This is a genomic window from Streptomyces sp. NPDC031466 (assembly GCF_055581265.1).
On sequence record NZ_JBVIJT010000005.1, the window covers coordinates 397,035 to 418,138 of the forward strand.

The 21,104-nt window shown below is 69.4% G+C and carries 19 protein-coding genes and 1 tRNA gene; 12 read left to right on the plus strand and 8 right to left on the minus strand.

All coding sequences use genetic code 11. From position 1 onward, the window contains the following. Positions 1-168: 168 nt before the first annotated feature. The 6 genes from paaA (at position 169) to ACZ5GP_RS13850 (ending at position 5,115) form a co-directional block, all read left to right on the plus strand. Positions 169-1,260, plus strand: coding sequence for a 1,2-phenylacetyl-CoA epoxidase subunit PaaA (paaA, locus tag ACZ5GP_RS13825; RefSeq protein WP_468751052.1), 1,092 nt, complete (start codon positions 169-171; stop codon positions 1,258-1,260). Further along, positions 1,257-1,547 carry a 1,2-phenylacetyl-CoA epoxidase subunit PaaB gene (gene paaB, locus ACZ5GP_RS13830; protein ID WP_055553366.1) on the plus strand — a complete coding sequence of 97 codons (291 nt, stop codon included), beginning with the start codon at positions 1,257-1,259 and terminating at the stop codon, positions 1,545-1,547. Before paaA ends, paaB begins: the two co-directional genes overlap by 4 nt. Next, entirely contained in the window at positions 1,544-2,299 is a 756-nt protein-coding gene (gene paaC / locus ACZ5GP_RS13835) for a 1,2-phenylacetyl-CoA epoxidase subunit PaaC (protein WP_468751053.1), read from the plus strand. Before paaB ends, paaC begins: the two co-directional genes overlap by 4 nt. Continuing rightward, positions 2,293-2,793: a 1,2-phenylacetyl-CoA epoxidase subunit PaaD gene (gene paaD / locus ACZ5GP_RS13840; protein ID WP_468751054.1), complete on the plus strand. Its 501-nt coding sequence runs from the start codon at positions 2,293-2,295 to the stop codon at positions 2,791-2,793. Before paaC ends, paaD begins: the two co-directional genes overlap by 7 nt. Beyond that, complete coding sequence (locus ACZ5GP_RS13845) at positions 2,793-3,866, plus strand: 2Fe-2S iron-sulfur cluster-binding protein (RefSeq protein ID WP_468751055.1); 1,074 nt, start codon at positions 2,793-2,795, stop codon at positions 3,864-3,866. Before paaD ends, ACZ5GP_RS13845 begins: the two co-directional genes overlap by 1 nt. Before the next feature lie 115 nt (positions 3,867-3,981). Continuing rightward, positions 3,982-5,115: an acyl-CoA dehydrogenase family protein gene (locus ACZ5GP_RS13850; RefSeq protein WP_468751056.1), complete on the plus strand. Its 1,134-nt coding sequence runs from the start codon at positions 3,982-3,984 to the stop codon at positions 5,113-5,115. A gap of 109 nt (positions 5,116-5,224) precedes the next feature. On the opposite strand, the gene ACZ5GP_RS13855 is transcribed toward ACZ5GP_RS13850, so the two are convergent. The 4 genes from ACZ5GP_RS13855 to ACZ5GP_RS13870 form a co-directional block, all read right to left on the minus strand. Continuing rightward, positions 5,225-5,572 carry a rhodanese-like domain-containing protein gene (locus ACZ5GP_RS13855; protein ID WP_468751057.1) on the minus strand — a complete coding sequence of 116 codons (348 nt, stop codon included), beginning with the start codon at positions 5,570-5,572 and terminating at the stop codon, positions 5,225-5,227. Between the two features lie 119 nt (positions 5,573-5,691). Then, entirely contained in the window at positions 5,692-6,642 is a 951-nt protein-coding gene (locus tag ACZ5GP_RS13860; RefSeq protein ID WP_468751274.1) for a hypothetical protein, read from the minus strand. Between the two features lie 121 nt (positions 6,643-6,763). Beyond that, positions 6,764-8,218: a DUF2252 domain-containing protein gene (locus ACZ5GP_RS13865; protein ID WP_468751058.1), complete on the minus strand. Its 1,455-nt coding sequence runs from the start codon at positions 8,216-8,218 to the stop codon at positions 6,764-6,766. Positions 8,219-8,437: 219 nt separating this feature from the next. After that, positions 8,438-8,524: transfer RNA gene (locus ACZ5GP_RS13870), tRNA-Leu, on the minus strand. 536 nt (positions 8,525-9,060) lie between these two features. Here ACZ5GP_RS13870 and ACZ5GP_RS13875 point away from each other — a divergent pair. The 6 genes from ACZ5GP_RS13875 to pknB all read left to right on the plus strand — a co-directional run bounded on the left by ACZ5GP_RS13875 (position 9,061) and on the right by pknB (position 18,106). Next, positions 9,061-9,966, plus strand: coding sequence for an FhaA domain-containing protein (locus ACZ5GP_RS13875; RefSeq protein WP_468751059.1), 906 nt, complete (start codon positions 9,061-9,063; stop codon positions 9,964-9,966). A 10-nt stretch (positions 9,967-9,976) separates the two neighbouring features. After that, entirely contained in the window at positions 9,977-10,492 is a 516-nt protein-coding gene (locus tag ACZ5GP_RS13880; RefSeq protein WP_468751060.1) for an FHA domain-containing protein FhaB/FipA, read from the plus strand. A gap of 131 nt (positions 10,493-10,623) precedes the next feature. Then, positions 10,624-12,177 carry a Stp1/IreP family PP2C-type Ser/Thr phosphatase gene (locus tag ACZ5GP_RS13885; protein WP_468751061.1) on the plus strand — a complete coding sequence of 518 codons (1,554 nt, stop codon included), beginning with the start codon at positions 10,624-10,626 and terminating at the stop codon, positions 12,175-12,177. A gap of 26 nt (positions 12,178-12,203) precedes the next feature. After that, complete coding sequence (locus ACZ5GP_RS13890; protein WP_468751062.1) at positions 12,204-13,628, plus strand: FtsW/RodA/SpoVE family cell cycle protein; 1,425 nt, start codon at positions 12,204-12,206, stop codon at positions 13,626-13,628. A gap of 799 nt (positions 13,629-14,427) precedes the next feature. After that, positions 14,428-15,891 carry a peptidoglycan D,D-transpeptidase FtsI family protein gene (locus ACZ5GP_RS13895; protein WP_468751063.1) on the plus strand — a complete coding sequence of 488 codons (1,464 nt, stop codon included), beginning with the start codon at positions 14,428-14,430 and terminating at the stop codon, positions 15,889-15,891. A 169-nt stretch (positions 15,892-16,060) separates the two neighbouring features. Beyond that, positions 16,061-18,106 (plus strand): Stk1 family PASTA domain-containing Ser/Thr kinase, encoded by a 2,046-nt coding sequence (pknB, locus tag ACZ5GP_RS13900; RefSeq protein ID WP_468751064.1) that lies wholly within the window; start codon positions 16,061-16,063, stop codon positions 18,104-18,106. 87 nt (positions 18,107-18,193) lie between these two features. Here the strand turns inward: pknB and ACZ5GP_RS13905 are convergent, their stop codons facing one another. The 4 genes from ACZ5GP_RS13905 to ACZ5GP_RS13920 form a co-directional block, all read right to left on the minus strand. Then, positions 18,194-18,931, minus strand: a complete 738-nt coding sequence (locus ACZ5GP_RS13905; protein WP_468751065.1) for a class E sortase — start codon at positions 18,929-18,931, stop codon at positions 18,194-18,196. Between the two features lie 24 nt (positions 18,932-18,955). After that, positions 18,956-20,116, minus strand: coding sequence for a class E sortase (locus tag ACZ5GP_RS13910; RefSeq protein WP_468751275.1), 1,161 nt, complete (start codon positions 20,114-20,116; stop codon positions 18,956-18,958). Positions 20,117-20,238: 122 nt separating this feature from the next. Continuing rightward, on the minus strand, positions 20,239-20,898 hold the full coding sequence (locus ACZ5GP_RS13915; RefSeq protein ID WP_358578026.1) for an aminodeoxychorismate/anthranilate synthase component II: 660 nt from the start codon (positions 20,896-20,898) through the stop codon (positions 20,239-20,241). Beyond that, positions 20,895-21,083, minus strand: a complete 189-nt coding sequence (locus tag ACZ5GP_RS13920; protein WP_468751288.1) for a hypothetical protein — start codon at positions 21,081-21,083, stop codon at positions 20,895-20,897. Before ACZ5GP_RS13920 ends, ACZ5GP_RS13915 begins: the two co-directional genes overlap by 4 nt. Positions 21,084-21,104 lie beyond the last annotated feature (21 nt).

A 21,104-nucleotide genomic window follows, 5' to 3' on the forward strand; every position in this document is an offset into this window, starting at 1 on the left:
CCCGCTCTAAACCCTGCCGCCGGAACGGTACTCAGGCCTGTCCGCCGCGCACAGCGGCGGCGAAGTTATCCACAGGGTTGACACCTTATGGCGGCGCGCCGCACCATTGAATTCCAACGAACCGAACGATCGGTCGGTCGGTTCGCTCCCAGGTCGAGGGGGACCGAGATGGCGACAGCAGCCGCACACAAGGCGGCGGGGACGGAGCCGGAAGAGGCCGCGTCCTCGGCCGCGCGCACGGTCGAGCAGCAGACCGCCTTCGACGCGGCGGTCGCCGCCGACGAGCGCATCGAGCCACGCGACTGGATGCCGGACGCCTATCGCGCCTCCCTCGTGCGCCAGATCGCCCAGCACGCGCACTCCGAGATCATCGGCATGCAGCCGGAGGCCAACTGGATCACCCGCGCCCCTTCCCTGCGGCGCAAGGCGATCCTGATGGCGAAGGTGCAGGACGAGGCCGGGCACGGCCTGTATCTCTACAGCGCCGCCGAGACCCTCGGCACCAGCCGCGACGAGCTGCTCGACAAGCTGCACTCGGGCCGCCAGAAGTACTCATCGATCTTCAACTACCCCACGCTGACCTGGGCGGACGTCGGCGCGATCGGCTGGCTCGTGGACGGCGCCGCGATCACCAACCAGGTCCCCCTGTGCCGCTGCTCGTACGGCCCCTATGCCCGCGCGATGATCCGCGTCTGCAAGGAGGAGTCCTTCCACCAGCGCCAGGGGTACGAGTCCCTGCTCGCCCTCAGCCGTGGCACCGCGGCCCAGCACGAAATGGCGCAGGACGCGGTGAACCGCTGGTGGTGGCCCTCGCTGATGATGTTCGGCCCGCCCGACGACGAGTCGTCGCACTCCGAGCAGTCGATGACATGGAAGATCAAGCGCCACTCGAACGACGAGCTGCGCCAGCGTTTCGTCGACATCTGCGTCCCCCAGGCCGCCTCGCTGGGCCTGACCCTCCCCGACCCCGACCTGGTGTGGAACGAGGCGCGAGGGCACTACGACTTCGGCCCGATCGACTGGACCGAGTTCTGGGACGTCCTCAAGGGCAACGGCCCGTGCAACGACCAGCGCATCACCCAGCGCCGGCGTGCCCACGAGGAAGGCGCCTGGGTCCGGGAGGCCGCCGCCGCCTACGCCACGAAGCAGTCGGCCAGGACACAGGCAGACGGCACGCGGGCAGACAGGGCACAGGTGAGCGGCAAACAGGTGAGCGGCACCGACGGCAGCACCGCACAGCACGGAGAGGCGACAGCATGAGCAGCTCGACCGACTGGCCGCTGTGGGAGGTCTTCGTCCGCTCCCGTCGCGGGCTCTCCCACACCCACGCGGGCAGCCTGCACGCGCCGGACGCGGAGATGGCCCTGCGCAACGCCCGCGACCTGTACACCCGCAGGAGCGAGGGCGTCTCCCTCTGGGTCGTGCCGTCCACCGAGATCACCGCCTCCTCGCCCGACGAGAAGGACTCCTTCTTCGAACCGGCCGGCGACAAGCCCTACCGCCACCCGACGTTCTACGACATCCCGGAGGGGGTGAAGCACCTGTGACCACCACCCCTACCGCAGCCACCACCCGAGCCCCGGCCGTCCCGGCCGAGGCCCTGCCGGCCCTCGCCCTCGGTGACGACGCCCTGGTGCTGTCGCACCGTCTGGGGGAGTGGGCCGGCCACGCCCCCGTCCTGGAGGAGGAGGTCGCCCTCGCGAACATCGCCCTCGACCTCCTCGGCCAGGCCCGCGTCCTGCTCTCTCTCGCCGGCGACGAGGACGAGCTGGCGTACCTCCGCGAGGAGCGCGCTTTCCGCAACCTCCAGCTGGTCGAGCAGCCGAACGGCGACTTCGCCCACACCATCGCCCGCCAGCTCTACTTCTCCACCTACCAAACCCTCCTGTACGGCCGGCTGGCCTCCGGGGACAGCGAGTTCGCCCCCCTGGCGGCGAAGGCCGTCAAGGAAGTCGCCTACCACCAGGACCACGCCGAGCAGTGGACCCTGCGGCTCGGCGACGGCACGCCCGAGAGTCACGAGCGGATGCAGCGCGGGCTCGACGCGCTCTGGCGGTTCACCGGTGAGATGTTCCAGCCGGTGGCCGGCATCGACGTCGACGGCGCGTCCCTGCGGGAGAGCTGGACGGCCTCGGTGACGGCCGTCGTCGAGCGAGCCACCCTCTCCATGCCCAGCGGACCGCAGACCGGCGCGTGGACGGCGGGCGCCGGACGCCAGGGCCTGCACACCGAACCCTTCGGGCGGATGCTCGCCGAGATGCAGCACCTGCACCGCAGCCACCCGGGGGCGTCATGGTGACGACCGCGCCCACAGCACTCGAGGCAGAGCTCCTTGCCCTCGCGGGCTCGGTGCCCGACCCGGAGCTGCCCGTGCTGACCCTGGCCGACCTCGGCGTGGTGCGCGGCGTCCGGGTCCTCGCCCCCGGCAAGGTCGACGTCGAGCTGACCCCCACGTACACCGGCTGCCCGGCGATCGAGGCCATGTCCTGCGACATACAGCAGGTGCTGCGTGACCGCGGCATGACCGAGGTGTCCGTGCGCACCGTGCTCTCCCCCGCCTGGTCCACGGACGACATCAGCGCTGAAGGCCGCCGCAAGCTCGCCGAGTTCGGCATAGCGCCCCCGCGCTCCCACCCGGCGGACGGGCCCGTGCCCCTGAGCCTGTCGATCCGCTGCCCGCACTGCGGATCGACGGACACGGAGCTGCTCAGCCGCTTCTCCTCCACGGCGTGCAAGGCGCTGCGCCGCTGCGCCTCCTGCCGCGAGCCCTTCGACCACTTCAAGGAGTTGTGATGGCACGCTTCCACCCGCTCCGGGTAGCGGCGGTCGACCGGCTCACCGACGACTCCGTGACGCTCACCTTCGACGTGCCGCCCACGCTGCGCGAGGAGTACCGCTTCACCCCGGGCCAGCACCTCGCGCTGCGCCGCTTCACCGACGGCACCGAGATCCGGCGTACGTACTCGATCTGCTCCCCCGCCCCACCCGCCGACGCCCCCGACGAACCCCGGACACTGCGCGTCGGAGTGCGCCTCGTGGAGGACGGCGCCTTCTCGACATACGCCTTCAAGGAGCTGTGCGTCGGTGACGAGCTGGAGGTGATGACCCCGGCCGGACGCTTCACGCTGGACCCCGCTCCCGGCCGCTATGCGGCGGTGGTCGGCGGCAGCGGGATCACCCCGGTGCTCTCCATCGTCACCACACTCCTGGAGCGCGAACCGCAAGCCGAGTTCTGCCTCATACGCAGCGACCGCACGGCGGCCTCGACGATGTTCCTGGAAGAGGTCGCCGACCTGAAGGACCGTTGGCCGGACCGCTTCCAGCTGGTGACCGTCCTCTCCCGGGAGGAGCAGCAGGCCGGCCTCGACTCGGGGCGGCTCGACGAGGAGCGGCTCACCCGGCTGCTGCCGGCCCTGCTGCCCGTGGCGGACGTCGAGGACTGGTTCCTGTGCGGGCCGTTCGGTCTGGTGCAGGGAGCCGAGCGGACCCTGCGCGGCCTCGGCGTGGACCGTCGGCGCATCCACGAGGAGATATTCCACGTGGACGGCGGTGTCTCCACCGCTCCCCCGGCCCCGCCCTCCACTCCCGCGCACAGCATGGTGACCGTGACCCTCGACGGCCGCTCGGGCACCTGGCCCGTCCTGGACGGCGAGACGCTGCTGGAGACGGTGCTGCGCAACCGCGCGGACGCGCCCTACGCCTGCAAGGGCGGGGTCTGCGGTACGTGCCGTGCCTTCCGGGTCTCGGGGGAGGTCCAAATGGAGCGGAACTTCGCACTGGAGCCGGAGGAGACGGAGGCCGGATATGTGCTGGCCTGCCAGTCCCATCCGGCCACGGACACCGTGGAGTTGGACTTCGACCGCTGAGACGCCGGCCCACGTACCGGCGGCCATGACCGCCGTGGCTGTTCCCTTCCCCTAGAACCTGTTCTATCTTGACGCCCCGTCAGTCGGGACAGGCCGGTGCGTGGGAGGACAGGCAGTGGACTTCACCTTCACCGAGGAACAGCAGGCCGTGGTCGAGGCAGCCAGGGCGCTCTTCGCCGGCGTCGCACCGGACGGGGTGCCGAGCCCGGCCCGCACGCCCGGTGCCGTCGCGGAGGACTTCGACCGCGCCGTGTGGGCCCGGCTCGCGGACGCCGACCTGCTCGGGCTGCTCATCGGCACCGAGTACGGCGGCGTGGACCTGGACGCCATCGCCCTGTGCCTGGTGCTCCGCGAGTCCGCGAAGGTCCTCGCCCGGGTTCCGCTCCTGGAGCACACCGCCGCCGCCGCGCTCTTACAGGCCCACGGCAGCGCCGAGTTGCAGCGGCGCGTCCTGCCCCGCGCCGCTCTCGGGCAGCTCGTCCTCACCGTCGCCGCCCACGGCCGGAGCGGCCACGACCGGGCGGACCTCGCCGTCTCCGCCCGACCCGATGGCGACGGCTGGCTTCTCGACGGGCTGCAGACCGCCGTGCCCTGGGCGCAGAACGCCGACCTCGTCCTCGTGCCCGCCCATGCCGACGACGGCCACACCGTCCTCGCCTTCGTGCCCCGTGTCCACGAGGGTCTGACCATCGCCGAGCAGTGCTCCACCAGCGGTGAACGGCTCGGTGAGCTGTGCCTGGAGGACGTGCGCGTCGACGCCGCCGACGTCATCGAGGCAGCCGGCGCCTGGGACCGGCTGCGTGACCTGCTCGCCACCGGCACCTGCGCCCTCGCCCTGGGCCTCGGTGAGGCGGTGCTCCGCATGACCGGCGAATACACCGGCAAGCGCGAGCAGTTCGGGCACCCCATCGCGACGTTCCAGGCAGTGGCGGTGCAGGCCGCCGATCGGTACATCGACCTGCGCGCCATGGAGGTGACCCTCTGGCAGGCCGCCTGGCGGATCAGCACCGGCGCCAACAGCGCACTGCCCGTCACCGGGGACGTGGCCGTCGCCAAGATCTGGGCGTCCGACGGCGTACGAAGGGTCGTCCAGACGGCGCAGCACCTGCACGGCGGCTTAGGCGCCGACACCGACTACCCCCTGCACCGCTACCACGCCTGGGCCAAGCAACTGGAGCTCTCCCTCGGCCCGGCGGCGGCGTACGAGGAGACGCTGGGCGACCTGCTGGCCGCCCACCCGCTCGGCTGACGCGAGGTGGTCGGGCGACGAAGGGATCCGGAAAGACGAGGAGATCCAGAGAGGCGGGGAGAGGCCGTGAGACCCAGAGAGGCTAGGAGGTCAAGAGAGGCGAGGGGCCTCAGATCACGGTGCCCGGCCGGCCCTGGTCGTCCACGACCGGTCGGCCGGAGGCCTGCCAGGCCTCCATGCCCCCGGCGACGTTCACCGCGTCGACGCCCTGCTGCCCCAGGTACATGGCGACCTGGGCGGAGCGCCCGCCGGAGCGGCAGATGACGTTGACCTTGCCGTCCTGCGGGGCGGCCTCGGTCAACTCGCCGTACCGGGCGACGAACTCGCTCATCGGAATGTGCAGCGCGCCCTCGGCGTGACCCGCCTGCCATTCGTCGTCCTCGCGGACGTCCAGCAGGAAGTCGCCGCTCGTGAGGGCGTCGACGCCGACGGTGGGCACATGAGATCCGAAAGCCATGTCCCCGACGCTACCCGACCGGCGCCGCCCCCGCGGGCACACCTCCGTACGCGGACCGGGCCGGACCAAGCCGATCCGGTCAGGTCTGGGCCCGACCGGGATCCTGGGCCAGACCGGGACTACGCCGTCAGCCGTGCCAGCTCCGCCTCGCGCTCGGCGACCTGCGCGAGCAGCTGCTCGGCGATCTCGTCGAGCAGCGTGTCCGGGTCGTCGGGCGCGAGGCGCAGCATCCCGCCGATCGCGCTCTCCTCCAGCTCCTTGGCGAGGACCGAGAGGAGTTCCTTGCGCTGGGCGAGCCATTCCAGCCTGGCGTACAGCTCCTCGCTGCGGGTGAGCCGCTGCTCCTGGGGCACGGGCCCCGCGGCCCACTCCTCGGACAGTTCACGCAGCAGCGCCTCGTCACCGCGGGCATAGGCGGCGTTGACGCGCGTGATGAACTCCTCGCGCCGCTGTCGCTCGCCCTCCTCCTGCGCCAGGTCCGGATGCGCCTTGCGGACCAGCTCGCGGTAGAGCTTGCGAGCCTCCTCGCCGGGACGCACGCGCTGCGGCGGCCGCACCGACTGCTCGGTGAGCATCGCCGCGGCCTCGGGAGAGAGGCCCTCGTCGTCCATCCAGCCGTGGAACAGCTCCTCCACGCCCGGCATCGGCATCACCCGTGCCCGCGCCTCTTCCGCCTTGCGCAGGTCCTCGGGATCACCCGTGCGGGCCGCGGTGGCCTCCGCGATCCGGGCGTCCAGCTCGTCGAGGCGCGCGTACATCGGGCCGAGCTTCTGGTGGTGCAGGCGCGAGAAGTTCTCCACCTCCACCCGGAAGGTCTCCAACGCGATCTCGTACTCGATCAGCGCCTGCTCGGCAGCGCGCACGGCCCTTTCGAGCCGCTCCTCGGGCCGCTGGGGCTCCTCGCGCGGAGTCTCTGCCGCGGGCTGCCCCGCCTGCTCGCGCCGCTCCTCGGAGCGCGCCCGCAGCCGCTCCTTGAGCTGGTCCTTGAGCCGCCCTTCCGGAGCCGGGCGCCCCGCCTCCTCACCGGAGGTCTCGGGCGTCTCGGGCTGCGTCGGCTCGGCTTCCGGCATCGTCACTCGTCCAGCGTAGGGCACCAGGCGCCCCGGTCCGGAAGTCCGCCGTCCACCGCCCGGATGCCGCGCCCGGGAGCACCCCGTCCACCGCACCCGGAAGCGCTCGGCCCGTTCCGCCTCACACCCCCGTCTCGGCGGCCACCCGCCCCTCCTTGACGGCTCGCGCCAGCGACGCGTGATCCGCCTCCGTGCGGTCCGCGTACGCCGTCGCGAAGCGCGATATCGCCACGTCCAGCTTGTCGCTCTTGCCGCAGTACCCCGCTATCAGGCGCGGATCGGCGCTGTGCGCGTGGGCGCGGGCCAGCAGGGCGCCGGTCATGCGGGCGTAGTCGTCCATCTGGTCGGCGGTCAGCGCCGCCGGGTCCACGCTGCCCTTGCGGTTCCTGAACTGACGCACCTGGAACGGTAGTCCGTCCACCGTCGTCCACCCGAGCAGGAAATCGCTGACGACCTGCATCCGCTTCTGGCCGCGCACCACCCGCTGCCCTTCGTGCGCGCTCTGGGGCTCCTTGAAGCCCGCGGCGGGCAGATGCGGCAGCAAGGCGGAGGGACGCGCCTCCTTGACCTGGAGCACCAGGGGCTCGCCCCGGTGGTCGAGCAGCAGCACCACGTACGACCGCAGGCCGACGCTGCCCGTGCCCACGACGCGGAACGCCACGTCCTGCACGGCATACCGCCCGAGCAGCGGCAGCCGGTCCTCGGAGACCGTCTCCAGGTACTCCCCGAGGGACGCGGCCACCGAGGCGGCCTCCGCGTCCTTCACCCGCCGCAACACGGGCGGCGCGTCCACGAAACGCCGCCCCACAGAACCGTCGTCGCCCTCGACCCGCTCCGTCGACTTCGCGGCGAACCGGGCGCTCGTGTTCTGCCGGGCCTTGTCCGAGACCCGCTGGAGCGTGCCGAGCAGATCGCGGGCATCCGCGTGCGAGACCAGTTCCTCGTCCGCGATGGCGTTCCAAGCGTCCAGGGCGGGGAGCTTCGCCAGGAGCCGCATGGTGCGGCGGTAGGACCCCGCCGCGTCCAGGGCGGCGGCCGCGCAAACCGCCTCACTCGCGCCCGCCTCGCGGCCGGCGAGCACCAGGGAGGTGGCCAGTCGCTTCAGGTCCCACTCCCAGGGGCCGTGCACCGTCTCGTCGAAGTCGTTGAGGTCGATGACGAGGCCGCCCCGCGCGTCCCCGTACAGCCCGAAGTTCGCCGCGTGGGCATCCCCGCATATCTGCGTACCGATCCCGGTCAGCGGGGCCCGCGCGAGGTCGTACGCCATGAGTCCCGCGGACCCCCGCAGGAAAGCGAAGGGGGAGGCGGTCATCCTGCCGACCCGGATCGGCACCAGCTCCGGGAGCCTGGTGCGGTTCGACTCCTCCACGGCCGCCACGGGGTCGGGGCGCCCCGCACCCGCCTCGAACCCCGCGTGCATCGAACGGGGAACACGTCCGCGCAACGCCTTGCCCTCGCGCTTGGGCGACCCCTGCCCGGGCCACGGCGCGAACCCCGACACCTGCGGAACTCTCTTCCCCTGCCGTTGTCCCTGCCCTCGCCCTTGGCGCACCAGCGCCTTCCCGAGTTCCGCCATGCCCATCGCCCCCGCCGTCCGTCCACCGAACCTGGCCTCGAAAGTACCGCCGCGCGCCGACTCCCGTCAGAGCCTGTGGATAACTTCGGTGACATAGATCACCGCAAGCCGCAGAGGCAGACCCGAGTACGGACACGGACATGGGCACAGGCACACACACGGGCACAAAAAGAAGCGGTCTTCCTCCGGACTTTCGTCCGGAGGAAGACCGCTTCCTCATGGTGCGCGAGGGGGGAGTTGAACCCCCACGCCCTTTCGGGCACTGGAACCTGAATCCAGCGCGTCTGCCTATTCCGCCACCCGCGCATGGGTGTTGTCTTTGGGTCTCTCACTGTGTGGTGCGAGCGCCTGCCGACATCCAGAAGATTAGCACGGTGCGGACGGTGGATTCACATCCGTATTCGGCGGGCACCTGCCAAGGGATCCGCTCTCGGACCGTGCCGGGGCCCAGGCCACGCCCGGGGCCGCGCCCGGGCCGGCACCGGACCTGCCCCCCTGGACCGTGCTCCCGCCCGCCCGGCCCGGCCCACCCTCGCCCGTCCCCGGGACAGGAGCACGCCGAGGTCCACAGCCAGGTGCGGGACACTGGCTCGGGGCCACCTCTACGATCCCTGCAAGAGGAGACTCAGCATGCGTCGCGAGCAACTGCCCGGAAGGGTTTGCAGATCCGGAAATCAGGGCCTCGTCAGGGGCCCTGGGGGGATCCCTGGCGCCTGGTGCGGGCATGCCTTGTGAGAGGCGACACTCACCGACCGGGCAGACAGGGGGAACCAGCCGATTTCCCGGCGCGTGGATACGATCAGTAAGCAGTACCAGGATGACTACGACGGAGGAGGTGCCCCATGGGAGTCCTGAAGAAGTTCGAACAGCGACTTGAAGGTCTGGTCAACGGCACCTTCGCCAAGGTGTTCAAGTCCGAGGTCCAGCCCGTCGAGATCGCCGGCGCCCTCCAGCGGGAGTGCGACAACAACGCGACGATCTGGAACCGCGAGCGGACAGTCGTCCCCAATGACTTCATCGTGGAGCTCAGCGCCCCCGACTTCGAGCGCCTGAGCCCCTACTCCGGCCAGCTCGGCGACGAGCTCTCCGGCATGGTGCGCGACTACGCCAAGCAGCAGCGCTACAGCTTCATGGGGCCCATCAAGGTCCACCTGGAGAAGGCCGAGGATCTCGACACCGGCCTGTACCGCGTCCGCAGCCGCACACTCGCCTCCAGCACCTCCCAGTCTCCCGAGCAAGCCACCGCGGGCCCCGGTCCCGGCGGTGCGGGTCCCGCTCCCGGCGGCCCCGTGGCCCCGGGCCGTGGCGCGGGCGGCGGCTATGGCTATCCGCCGTCGTCTTCCGGTGCCCCCGGCGGGGCACCTCCCATGCCGGCGGCACCACCGCCCGGCACGGGTCGCCCCGGCGGCCCGTCCCCGGCGGCGGCCAGACCCCCGGTTCCCGGCGCCGGACCACTCCCGGGCGCCCAGGTGCGGCGCTGGATCGAGATCAACGGCAATCGCCATCAGATCTCCCGCCCGACGCTGGTGCTGGGACGCAGCACCGACGCCGATGTGCGGATCGACGACCCCGGCGTATCGCGCCGGCACTGTGAGATCCGGACCGGAACGCCCTCGACGATCCAGGATCTCGGGTCTACCAACGGCATCGTGGTAGACGGGCAGCACACCACCCGCGCTACGCTCCGCGACGGCTCGCGGATCGTCGTGGGCCAAACCACCATCGTTTACCGGCAAGCCGAAGGGTGAAGCGGGGGCAATGTCAGAGCTGACCCTGACGGTCATGCGGCTAGGTTTCCTAGCTGTTCTGTGGCTGTTCGTGATCGTGGCCGTCCAGGTCATCCGCAGCGACCTGTTCGGAACGCGCGTCACACAGCGCGGTTCGCGCCGAGAGCGGCCCCAGCAGGCCGCCCGGGCGCAACAGGCCGCGCCTCCGCAACAGCGCCAGCAGCAGAGCGGCGGCGGTCGCCAGCGCCGCGGCGCCCCGAGCAAGCTCGTCGTCTCCGAGGGCATCCTCGCCGGGACGACGGTCGCGCTGCAGGGCCAGACCATCACGCTGGGCCGTGCGCACGATTCGACGATCGTGCTGGACGACGACTACGCCTCCAGCAGGCATGCCAGGATCTACCCGGACCGGGACGGCCAGTGGATCGTCGAGGATCTCGGGTCCACCAACGGCACGTATCTCGACCGGACCCGACTCACCACCCCGACGCCCGTTCCGCTGGGCACGGCGATCCGCATCGGCAAGACCGTCATCGAGCTGCGGAAGTAGTGCTACGTCATGAAAGAGCGCGAGCGGAGCGAGCGAGCCGAAGCGGCTGTCCAGGCACTGGACGCCGGCGCGCTCCCGACCGGAGGGTGGGCACCGTGCGGATGTACCCGGAGCCGACGGGCGAGGTGCGCATGAGTCTGTCTTTGCGCTTCGCCGCCGGATCGCACAAAGGCATGATCCGGGAGGGGAACGAGGACTCCGGTTACGCCGGCCCCCGTCTCCTCGCCATCGCCGACGGCATGGGGGGCCAGGCCGCGGGTGAGGTGGCCAGCTCCGAGGTCATCACGACGCTCGTCACCCTCGATGACGACGTGCCCGGTTCGGACATCCTGACGTCGCTCGGCACGGCCGTGCAGCGGGCCAACGACCAGCTGCGGCTGATGGTCGAGGAGGACCCCCAGCTGGAGGGCATGGGGACGACCCTGACCGCCCTCCTGTGGACGGGACAGCGCCTCGGCCTCGTCCACGTCGGCGACTCCCGCGCGTACCTCCTGCGCGACGGCGTGCTCACGCAGATCACGCAGGACCACACCTGGGTGCAGCGCCTCGTGGACGAGGGCCGCATCACCGAGGAAGAGGCCACCACCCACCCGCAGCGCTCCCTGCTGATGCGCGCGCTGGGCAGTGGCGACCACGTGGAGCCGGACCTGTCCATCCGCGAGGTCCGCGCCGGCGACCGGTACCTGATCTGCTCCGACGGCCTCTCCGGCGTCGTATCGCACCAGACCATGGAGGACACCCTCGCCTCCTACCAGGGCCCGCAGGAGACCGTGCAGGAGCTGATCCAGCTCGCGCTGCGCGGCGGCGGCCCCGACAACATCACCGTGATCGTCGCCGATGTCCTGGACATCGACAGTGGCGACACCCTCGCCGGCCAGCTGTCCGACACCCCCGTGGTGGTCGGCGCGGTCGCCGAGAACCAGCTCCAGGCGCAGGACGACGGCGCCATGCAGACGCCCGCCGGCCGCGCCTCCGGGCTCGGCCGTCCCGTGCCGCCACAGCCCTCGGGCGGCGGCTTCGGCCCGCCCGGCAGCGGTGACTCCACGGGGTACGTCCCCGAGGGCGGCTTCGGGGCGTATGACGACGAGGACTTCGTCAAGCCCCGCGGCGGCCGCAAGTGGATCAAGAGATCGCTCTACACCGTGCTCGTCCTCGCCGTGATCGGCGGCGGCCTCTACGGCGGGTACCGCTGGACGCAGACCCAGTACTTCGTGGGCACGAAGGACAAGCACATCGCGCTCTACCGGGGCATCGACCAGGATCTCGCCTGGGTCAGCCTGTCGAAGGTGGAGAAGGACCACCCCGAGATCGAACTCAAGTACCTGCCGCCGTACCAGCGCAAGCAGGTCGAGGCCACCATCGCCGAGGGCAACTTCGACGAGGCCACGAGCAAGATCGAGGAGCTGGGTCTGCAGGCCTCCGCGTGCCGGAAGGACGCCGAGCGCCGCAAGGTGGAGCGCGAGAACAACGCCAGGAACGGCGAGGGCGAGGCGGGCGGCACGACCGGCCTGACCAAGGCCCCGGGCGACGACCCCACCACCGACCCGTCGACCAGCCCGACCGGCAAGAACGACAAGAACAGCACGACCGACAAGAACAAGTCCAAGACCGCACCGACTCCCACACCCGGCCCCAGCCTCTCCGAGGATGAGCAGAAGCTGGTCCCGCTGTGCGGTAAGCAGTAAGCAGCCGTTGGGGGCCTCTGCACGCCATGAGCAGTACTACACACACGTCGACGATCGGCGCGATCGGGGCGCCGAGCCGGCGCAACACCGAGCTCGCGCTGCTCGCTTTCGCGGTCGTCATCCCGTTGTTCGCCTATATGAACGTGGGGCTCGCGCTGACCGGTGAGCTGCCGACCGGCATGCTCGGTTACGGGATGGGGCTCGGCCTGCTCGCAGGCGTGGGCCACATCGTCGTACGCAAGTTCGCCGCATACGCGGACCCGCTGCTACTGCCGTTGGCGACGTTGCTCAACGGTCTGGGGCTGGTGGTGATCTGGCGGCTGGACCAGTCGGAGAAGCTCCAGAACCTTGCCAAGGCCCAATTCGGTGCCTTCAGCCCCTCGGCGCCCAAACAGCTCCTGTATTCGGCGGTCGGCATCGCGCTCTTCGTCGGAGTGCTGCTGTTGCTCAAGGATCACCGCATCCTGCAGCGCTACACGTACATCTCGATGGTCGGTTCCATCGTTCTGCTGCTTCTTCCGCTCGTGCCCGGCATCGGCCAGAACATCAACGGCGCCAAGATCTGGATCCACGTCGGGAGCTTCTCGATCCAGCCTGGTGAGTTCGCAAAGATCGTCATCGCCATCTTCTTCGCGGGCTACCTCATGGTGAAGCGTGATGCGCTCGCTCTGGCCAGTCGCCGCTTCATGGGCCTCTACCTGCCGCGTGGGCGTGACCTCGGCCCGATCATCGTCGTCTGGGCGCTTTCGATCCTCATCTTGGTGTTCGAGACTGACCTCGGTACGTCACTGCTGTTCTTCGGCATGTTCGTGGTCATGCTGTACGTCGCCACGGAGCGCACCAGTTGGATCGTCTTCGGTCTATTGATGTCTGCCGTCGGCGCGGTCGGGGTTGCCACTTTCGAGCCGCATGTGCAAAAGCGTGTCGACGCATGGCTGAACCCATTCTCGGATGCCGTCATCACCTCGACCGGAAGTGACCAGATCGCCCAATCCCTGATGGCCTTCGGCTCCGGTGGTGTCCTCGGGACTGGCCTTGGCCAGGGCAACTCCGACCTCATCGGTTTCGCAGCCAACTCAGACTTCATCCTCGCCACGTACGGCGAGGAGATGGGGCTGGCCGGGATCATGGCCGTCTTGCTGATCTATGGCCTGATCGTCGAGCGCGGCGTCCGCACCGCGCTCGCCGCCCGTGACCCCTTCGGCAAGCTCCTCGCGATCGGCCTCTCCGGAGCCTTCGCCATCCAGGTCTTCGTCGTCGCCGGCGGCGTCATGGGTCTGATCCCGCTGACGGGTATGACCATGCCCTTCCTGGCATACGGCGGTTCCTCCGTCATCGCCAACTGGGCCCTGGTCGGCATCCTGATCCGGATCAGCGACACGGCGCGACGCCCCGCCCCGTCCCCCGCCCCGAACCCCGACGCCGAGATGACCCAGGTAGTTCGACCGTAAACCGCCAAAACGATCAGCGCTTTCTACGCGCAATACGGCTGTGGGGACTACGACCACAGAGACAACAATGCCGTATGGGTCACCAGCACGTGACCCATACGGCAAGTTGCCAGACCGCTAGTCGGCCTTAGTGGTGTCAACAGTCACCTTGTCGACGGTCAGCTTGTTTCCCCACTCGATTCCGTTAATGTATTTGATCCGGAAAACGTAGTGGTCTTGGGGAAGGTTCGTCCAAACGCCCGTACTCGTCTGGTCGGCACCACCCGTGAAGCATTCCGTAAACGTCCTGGTCCCACGGCTTTCATTGATTCCGTCTACGCCTATCAGCTCAACAGTGACGCTCCCACCTTCGGTGTTGGATGCGTCACATCGAGTGAAGTGAATCTGCGTGTAACTACTGTCCGACCATTCCCGCGACGTGAACCCAGGCGCTACAGCACTCAAGCTGCTGCTCCAGGTGGCGAAGGCACTTGTGATGCCCAAAACTGTCGCCGCAGTGAACATTCCGGCGACAACCCCGACACGCTTAATGTTGTTCATTCTACTCAATTCTTTAGCCAGAAACGCATATGTTGCACAGTGAACGATCGTCACTCACCGCGTTCGATTCTTCACTAGATGCACATTGCACGTCAACCAACTTTCACGCTCTACCCATACGGCAACGAAAGGAATATTTTGCAGAGAGTGTCCACAATTTTCCCTATATGGTACGTTTCGTGAATTGAGTGAGAAACACAGGCAATACCACTTAGACTCAACGGAAACCACTGAATTAATTACCAGGTAGAGAGGTTTCGTGAACAAGCCCCTGCGCCGGATCGCGATCTTCTGTGGGCTGCTCGTCCTCGCCCTGCTGGCCCGGGACAACTGGCTCCAGTACGTGCAGGCCGACACCCTGGCCAAGCACGAGAAGAACCGCCGCGTCACCATCGAGCGCTACTCCCAGCCGCGCGGCGACATCATCGTGGACGGCAAGCCGATCACCGGCTCCAAGGCCACCCCGGGCAGCGACCTGAAGTACAAGCGCACCTGGAAGAACGGGCCCATGTGGGCCCCCATCACGGGGTACTCCTCGCAGCGCATCGGTGCCAGCCAGCTGGAGAACATCGACGACGGCATCCTGACCGGCAACGACGACCGGCTCTTCTTCCGCCGCACGCTCGACATGCTGACCGGCGAGAAGAAGGAGGGCGGCAATGTCGTCACCACCCTCGACGGAGCGGCGCAGAAGGCCGCCTACGAGGGGCTGAAGGGCCGCGGCAAGGGCGCGGTGGCCGCCATCGACCCGTCGACGGGCGCGATCCTCGCGCTGGCCTCCACCCCTTCGTACGACCCCGGTGACTTCGCGGGCAACACCAACGCCGAGGCCGAGAAGTTCCTGGAGCTCGACAAGGACAAGGACAAGCCGCTGGTCAACCGCGCACTGCGCGAGACCTACCCGCCCGGCTCCACCTTCAAGGTCGTCACGGCGGCGGCAGCCCTGGAGCACGGCCTGTACGACAGCGTCGACGGCAAGACGCGCTCGCCGCTGCCGTGGACCATGCCGAACACCACGACCCAGCTGAAGAACGAGGGCGACCTGCCCTGCAAGAACGCCTCGCTGCGTGAGGCGCTGCGGGTCTCCTGCAACACCGTCTTCGGCAAGATCGGCGCCGATCTCGGCAAGGACAAGATGCTGGAGACGGCGAAGAAGTTCGGGTTCAACTCCGAGCAGTTCGTCCCGGTCCGCTCGAACGCCTCGAACTTCCCCGAGGACATGGACAAGCCGCAGACCGCGCTGTCCTCCATCGGCCAGTTCGAGACCGCCGCCACGCCCCTGCAGATGGCCATGGTCGCCTCCGCGATCGCCAACGACGGCACGCTCATGGAGCCGTACATGGTCAGCGAGCTGCAGGCGCGGAACCTGGACGTCATCGAGAAGCACTCGCCCAAGGAGATGAGCGAGCCGCTCTCGAAGGAGAACGCCCAGAAGCTCCAGGAAATGATGGAGACGGTCGTCAAGTCCGGCACGGGAACCAGGGCGCAGATCCCCGGCGTCACCGTCGGTGGCAAGACGGGTACGGCCCAGCACGGCGTGGCGAACAGCAAGAACCCCTACGCCTGGTTCATCTCGTACGCCAAGACGGACTCGGGTTCGCCGGTCGCCGTCGCCGTGGTGGTCGAGGACAGTGCCGCGGACCGGGGTGACATCTCCGGTGGCGGGCTCGCCGCCCCCATCGCCAGGGACGTGATGGAAGCGGTCATCAAGAGCAAGAAGTGACGCCCGTCACGGCCACTCGACATCGGTGCACGTTGCGGTACCGGTCCGGTATCGGCTGACGGTCACGTCCGGGTCACGTAAGTCGAGCCGGGTACCGTATGCCCGGACAGCACACCGCCGGACCACACAAAGGTGCGGTCGGGGACCGACGGAGAGGGCTGGATTAGCTATGGAAGAGCCGCGTCGCCTCGGCGGCCGGTACGAGCTGGGCCAGGTGCTCGGCCGTGGTGGGATGGCGGAGGTCTACCTCGCGCACGACACCCGCCTCGGACGCACCGTGGCGGTGAAGACGCTGCGGGTCGACCTGGCCCGCGATCCGTCGTTCCAGGCCCGGTTCCGCCGTGAGGCCCAGTCGGCCGCCTCGCTCAACCACCCGGCGATCGTCGCGGTCTACGACACCGGCGAGGACTACGTCGACGGGGTCTCCATCCCGTACATCGTGATGGAGTACGTCGACGGCTCCACGCTGCGCGAGCTCCTTCACTCCGGCCGCAAGCTGCTGCCGGAGCGGGCCATGGAGATGACGATCGGCATCCTCCAGGCACTGGAGTACTCCCACCGCAACGGCATCGTCCACCGCGACATCAAGCCCGCGAACGTCATGCTGACGCGCAACGGCCAGGTCAAGGTCATGGACTTCGGCATCGCCCGCGCCATGGGCGACTCCGGCATGACGATGACGCAGACCGCCGCGGTGATCGGCACGGCCCAGTACTTGTCCCCGGAGCAGGCCAAGGGCGAGCAGGTGGACGCCCGTTCCGACCTCTACTCCACCGGCTGTCTGCTCTACGAGCTGCTCACCGTCCGGCCGCCGTTCGTCGGCGACTCCCCGGTCGCGGTCGCCTACCAGCACGTACGTGAGGAGCCGCAGGCCCCGAGCGTCTTCGACGGAGAGATCACTCCGGAGATGGACGCCATCGTCCTGAAGGCCCTCACCAAGGACCCCGACTACCGCTACCAGTCGGCCGACGAGATGCGCGCCGACATCGAGGCGTGCCTGGACGGCCAGCCCGTCGCGGCCACCGCCGCCATGGGCGCGGTCGGCTACGGCCACCCGGACGACCAGCAGACCGCGATGCTGCATCCGCAGAACGGTGGCGGCCACACGTCCATGATGCCGCCGGTCGGCCCCGACGACGGGGGCTACGACGAGACCGGCCACGGCCGCCGCCAGAAGAAGAACAACACGTCGACGTGGCTGCTGATCATCGCGGGCGTCCTCGTCCTGGTGGGGGCGATCCTCATCGGGAAGGTGGCGTTCAGCGGGGACGGCGCCGACAGCACGACGAAGGCGCCGAACCTCGTCGGCGAGAAGGTCAGTGAGGCCAAGGAGTCGGTCGCCAACGTCGGGCTCAAGCTGGAGGTCGGCAAGCACGAGCCGTGCGCCAAGTACCCGAAGGGCGAGATCTGCGAGCAGGATCCCGGGGCGGACACGGAGGTCGAGAAGGGCGACACCATCACGGTGACGGTCTCGACCGGTGCGCCCAAGGTCGCGGTGCCGAACGTCATCAGCACGGACGTCGAGGACGCCACGGAGAAGCTTCGGGGCGACAAGTACCAGTTCAAGGTGGAGACCGAGTCCCGGGAGTCCACCGAGGAGCCGGGCACGGTGCTCGAACAGGACCCGACGTTCGGGACCGAGGTCCAAAAGGGCAGCGAGATCACCCTCATCGTCGCCAAGAAGAAGACGCAGTCCGTCGTGCCCAGCGTGGTCGGCAAGACCTGGGCCGAGGCGAAGAAGCAGATCGAGGACAGCAACCTCGTCGCCCAGCGTCAGGACGTCGCCAGCGACGAGGTCGCGGAGGGCAAGGTCATCCAGACCACGCCCACCGCGGGCACGTCGGCCGACCCCGGCTCCACGGTGACCGTCCAGGTCGCCAAGAAGCCGGAGGAGACCACCGTCCCGCCGCTGACCGGCCAGAAGCTGAAGGACGCCCGTAAGGCCATCGAGGACGCCGGCCTCTCGGTCGGCACCATCACCGGCCCGCAGGACGACGACGCCCTCGTGGTCCTCTCCACGCCCAACGCGGGCGAGAAGGTGGATCCCGGCTCGGCGGTCAACCTGACCACCGCGGGCGGCGGCGGAAACGGCGGGAACGGCGACGGCGGAATCGGTGGCGGCGGGGACGACGACGGCGGCGGCTTCCTCGGCGGCCTGTCGCAGCGCGACTCCCACCGGGACTCCCACTGGGGCTCGAACCGCGACGAGGACTGACCCGGCCCACCGGCCGCGTGCACAGAGCCCCGGTCACCGCTCAGCGGCGACCGGGGCTCTGTCGTGCCCGCCCTGGGGCGGCGGCGGTCACTTCAGCTCCGGTGGAGGCGTCCTCTTGTTGTCGACGTCATCGATCCGCTCCAGCTCGCCCCACACGACGTAGCGGTAGGTGGAGGTGTAGACGGGCGTGCAGGTCGTCAGCGTGATGTAGCGCCCGGAGTGCTTCACGCCCGATTCCCTGGGGACGGGGTCCAGGACCTTCACGTTGTACTTCGAGGTCTCGGGCAGCGTCTTGTAGACCTTGTAGACGTACCACTTGTCCCGCGACTCGAAGACGATCGCGTCGCCCTTCTTGATCTTGTCGATCTTGTGGAACTTCGCGCCGTGCCCGTCGCGGTGCGCGGCCAGCGTGAAGTTGCCCTTCTTGTCCTCGGGCAGGGCGGACTTGATCGGCTTCTTGTAGTAGCCGGCGACGCCGTCGTTGAGGCGCTTGCTGTCGGTGCCCGGTTTGACCAGGATCTCGCCGTTGCCCATCGCGGGTACGTGGAGGAAGCCGATGCCGCCCTTGGTGTCGACGCTGCCCGGGCCGCCCGCCCACCGGTCGCGCACCTTCTCGCCCTGCTTGTGCGCCTCGCGGTCGGCGACGACGTTGGTCCACCACAGGGAGTAGACGACGAAGAGCCCGAGGACCAGGCCCGCGGTGATGAGGAGTTCCCCGAAGACGCTGACCGCCGTGGCGATGGGGCCGCGGCCCCGACGGTGTGGTGCGGGCGCCGGAGCGGGCGCCTCGGCCTGCTTCTCGTCGTCTTCGGTTGTGGCTGCCACTGGTTCTGCCCCGTTCTCACACTTCTAGTTGACGAGCGCGCTCGGCTTGCCCTTGCCGCGCGGCCGCTCCTCGGCCATCTTGCCCCAGACGATCATCCGGTACTTGCTGGTGAACTCCGGGGTGCAGGTGGTCAGTGTGATGTAGCGGCCGGGTTTCGTGAAGCCGGAGCCCGGTGGCACGGGGCTGATCACACTGATGTTTCCGGGGTTCGTCTGCGGCAGGATGCTTGCCATCTTGTAGACGTAGTACGTGTCCCGCGTCTCGACGACGATGGGGTCGCCCGGCTCCAAGCGGTTGATGTAGCGGAACGGCTCACCGTGGGTGTTGCGGTGGCCGGCCAGCGCGAAGTTGCCCTTCTCGGCGTCCGGCATCGCGGTCTTGGTGGCGCCCTTGTCGTAATGGCCGACCATGCCGCGGTCGAGGACCTTCTGCTTGTCGATGCCCTCGGCGACCGGCACGACGACGTCCAGCTTCGGGATGTGCAGGAGCGCGAAGCCCTGGCCCGGCTCGAAGGCGCCCGGCCTGCCCTCGCCCTTCGCCCACTCCTGCTGAAGCTCGTGGGCGGCGCCGTCCGCCTGCCGCTGGGCCCTTATGTTCGTCCACCACAGCTGGTAGGCGACGAACAGCAGCATCAACACGCCTACGGTGATGAAGACTTCGCCGAGCCCACGGCTGATCACCGCGCCGGGTGAGGGCCTACGGGCACGTTCCGCGCGACGGGCCTCCACACGCGAGAGCGGGGCACCGCCGGGCCGGGGCGGTGCGGGGCGCGCGCCGCCCTTCCTCGCGGCCTTGCGGCGGGCGGCCCTGCCCTCGGCGGGGTGAAGGGGCTCGGGGCTGCCCCCGGTGGAGCCGACGGGCTCGGGCCCGCCCTCGGTTTGCAGCGCGCGGCGCGTCTCGGCGGTCCGCAGGCCCACCGTCTCGTCATCGGCTGTCGGCTCTGGGGCGTAACCACCGTACAGCTGCTCGTACGTGGGTTCAGGCACGCGCTGGGGCACCACCCTGGGGGCGGGGGCCGCCGTGGGCTCGGGCGCGCGTGGCGGCTTTGCCACCGGCTCGGGAGCGGGCGCGCGCTGCGGTTCGGCAATCGCGCTGCGGAACCACGGAGAGGGGTGATCCCCGGGCCGGGGGCCGGGCAGCGGATCGGTCAGCGGGTCGGCCAGGTGCTCGACCGCCTCCTCCAGTGTCTCCGCGTCCCCGGGCGCGCGACCGCCACCGTCCCCGGGCGCATGACCGCCCCCGCCCCCGGGCGCGCCACTCGCGCCGTACGGGGCCGCGGAGGGGTCTGGCTCGGGGCGCGGGGCCGTCACGCCGTGGCCCTGCCCACCACCGGGGCGAGCCCGCTCGAGCGCGCGACGGCGCCGGTGTCGCCACACTCCACCAGCCAGTTGGCGAGCATGAGATGGCCGTGCTCGGTCAGCACGGACTCCGGGTGGAACTGCACGCCTTCGACCGCCAGTTCCCGATGGCGCAGGCCCATGATGATGCCGTCCTCCGTGCGCGCGGTGACCTCGAGCTCGGCCGGGACGGTGGCGGGCTCCGCCGCCAGCGAGTGGTAGCGGGTCGCGGTGAAGGGCGACGGCAGGCCGGCGAAGACGCCCTTGCCCTCATGACGTACGAGTGAGGTCTTGCCGTGCAGAAGCTCCGGGGCGCGGTCCACCACGCCCCCGTACGCCACCGCCATGGACTGCATGCCGAGGCAGACCCCGAAGACGGGCACGCCGGTCGCGGCGCAGTGGCGCACCATCTCGACGCAGACGCCCGCCTGCTCCGGGGTGCCGGGTCCGGGCGAGAGCAGGACGCCGTCGAAGCCGTCCTGCGCGTGCCGCAGCTCGACCTCGTCGTTGCGCAGCACCTCGCACTCGGCTCCCAGCTGGTACAGGTACTGGACGAGGTTGAAGACGAAGCTGTCGTAGTTGTCCACGACCAGGACGCGTGTGCGGCGGGCGCCGCCGGGGGCGCTCACTGGCCGTCCACGGTGACGTCGTTGAAGGGGAGCAGCGGTTCGGCCCAGGGGAAGACGTACTGGAACAGCAGATAGACCACCGCGAAGACGAGCACCAGAGCGATCAGCGCCCTCAACCATGTGTTTCCCGGCAGATGCCGCCAGATCCAGCCGTACATGCCGTCCCTTCCGGTCGCGTACGGCAACAGGCCTCTCTCGCCGTACGG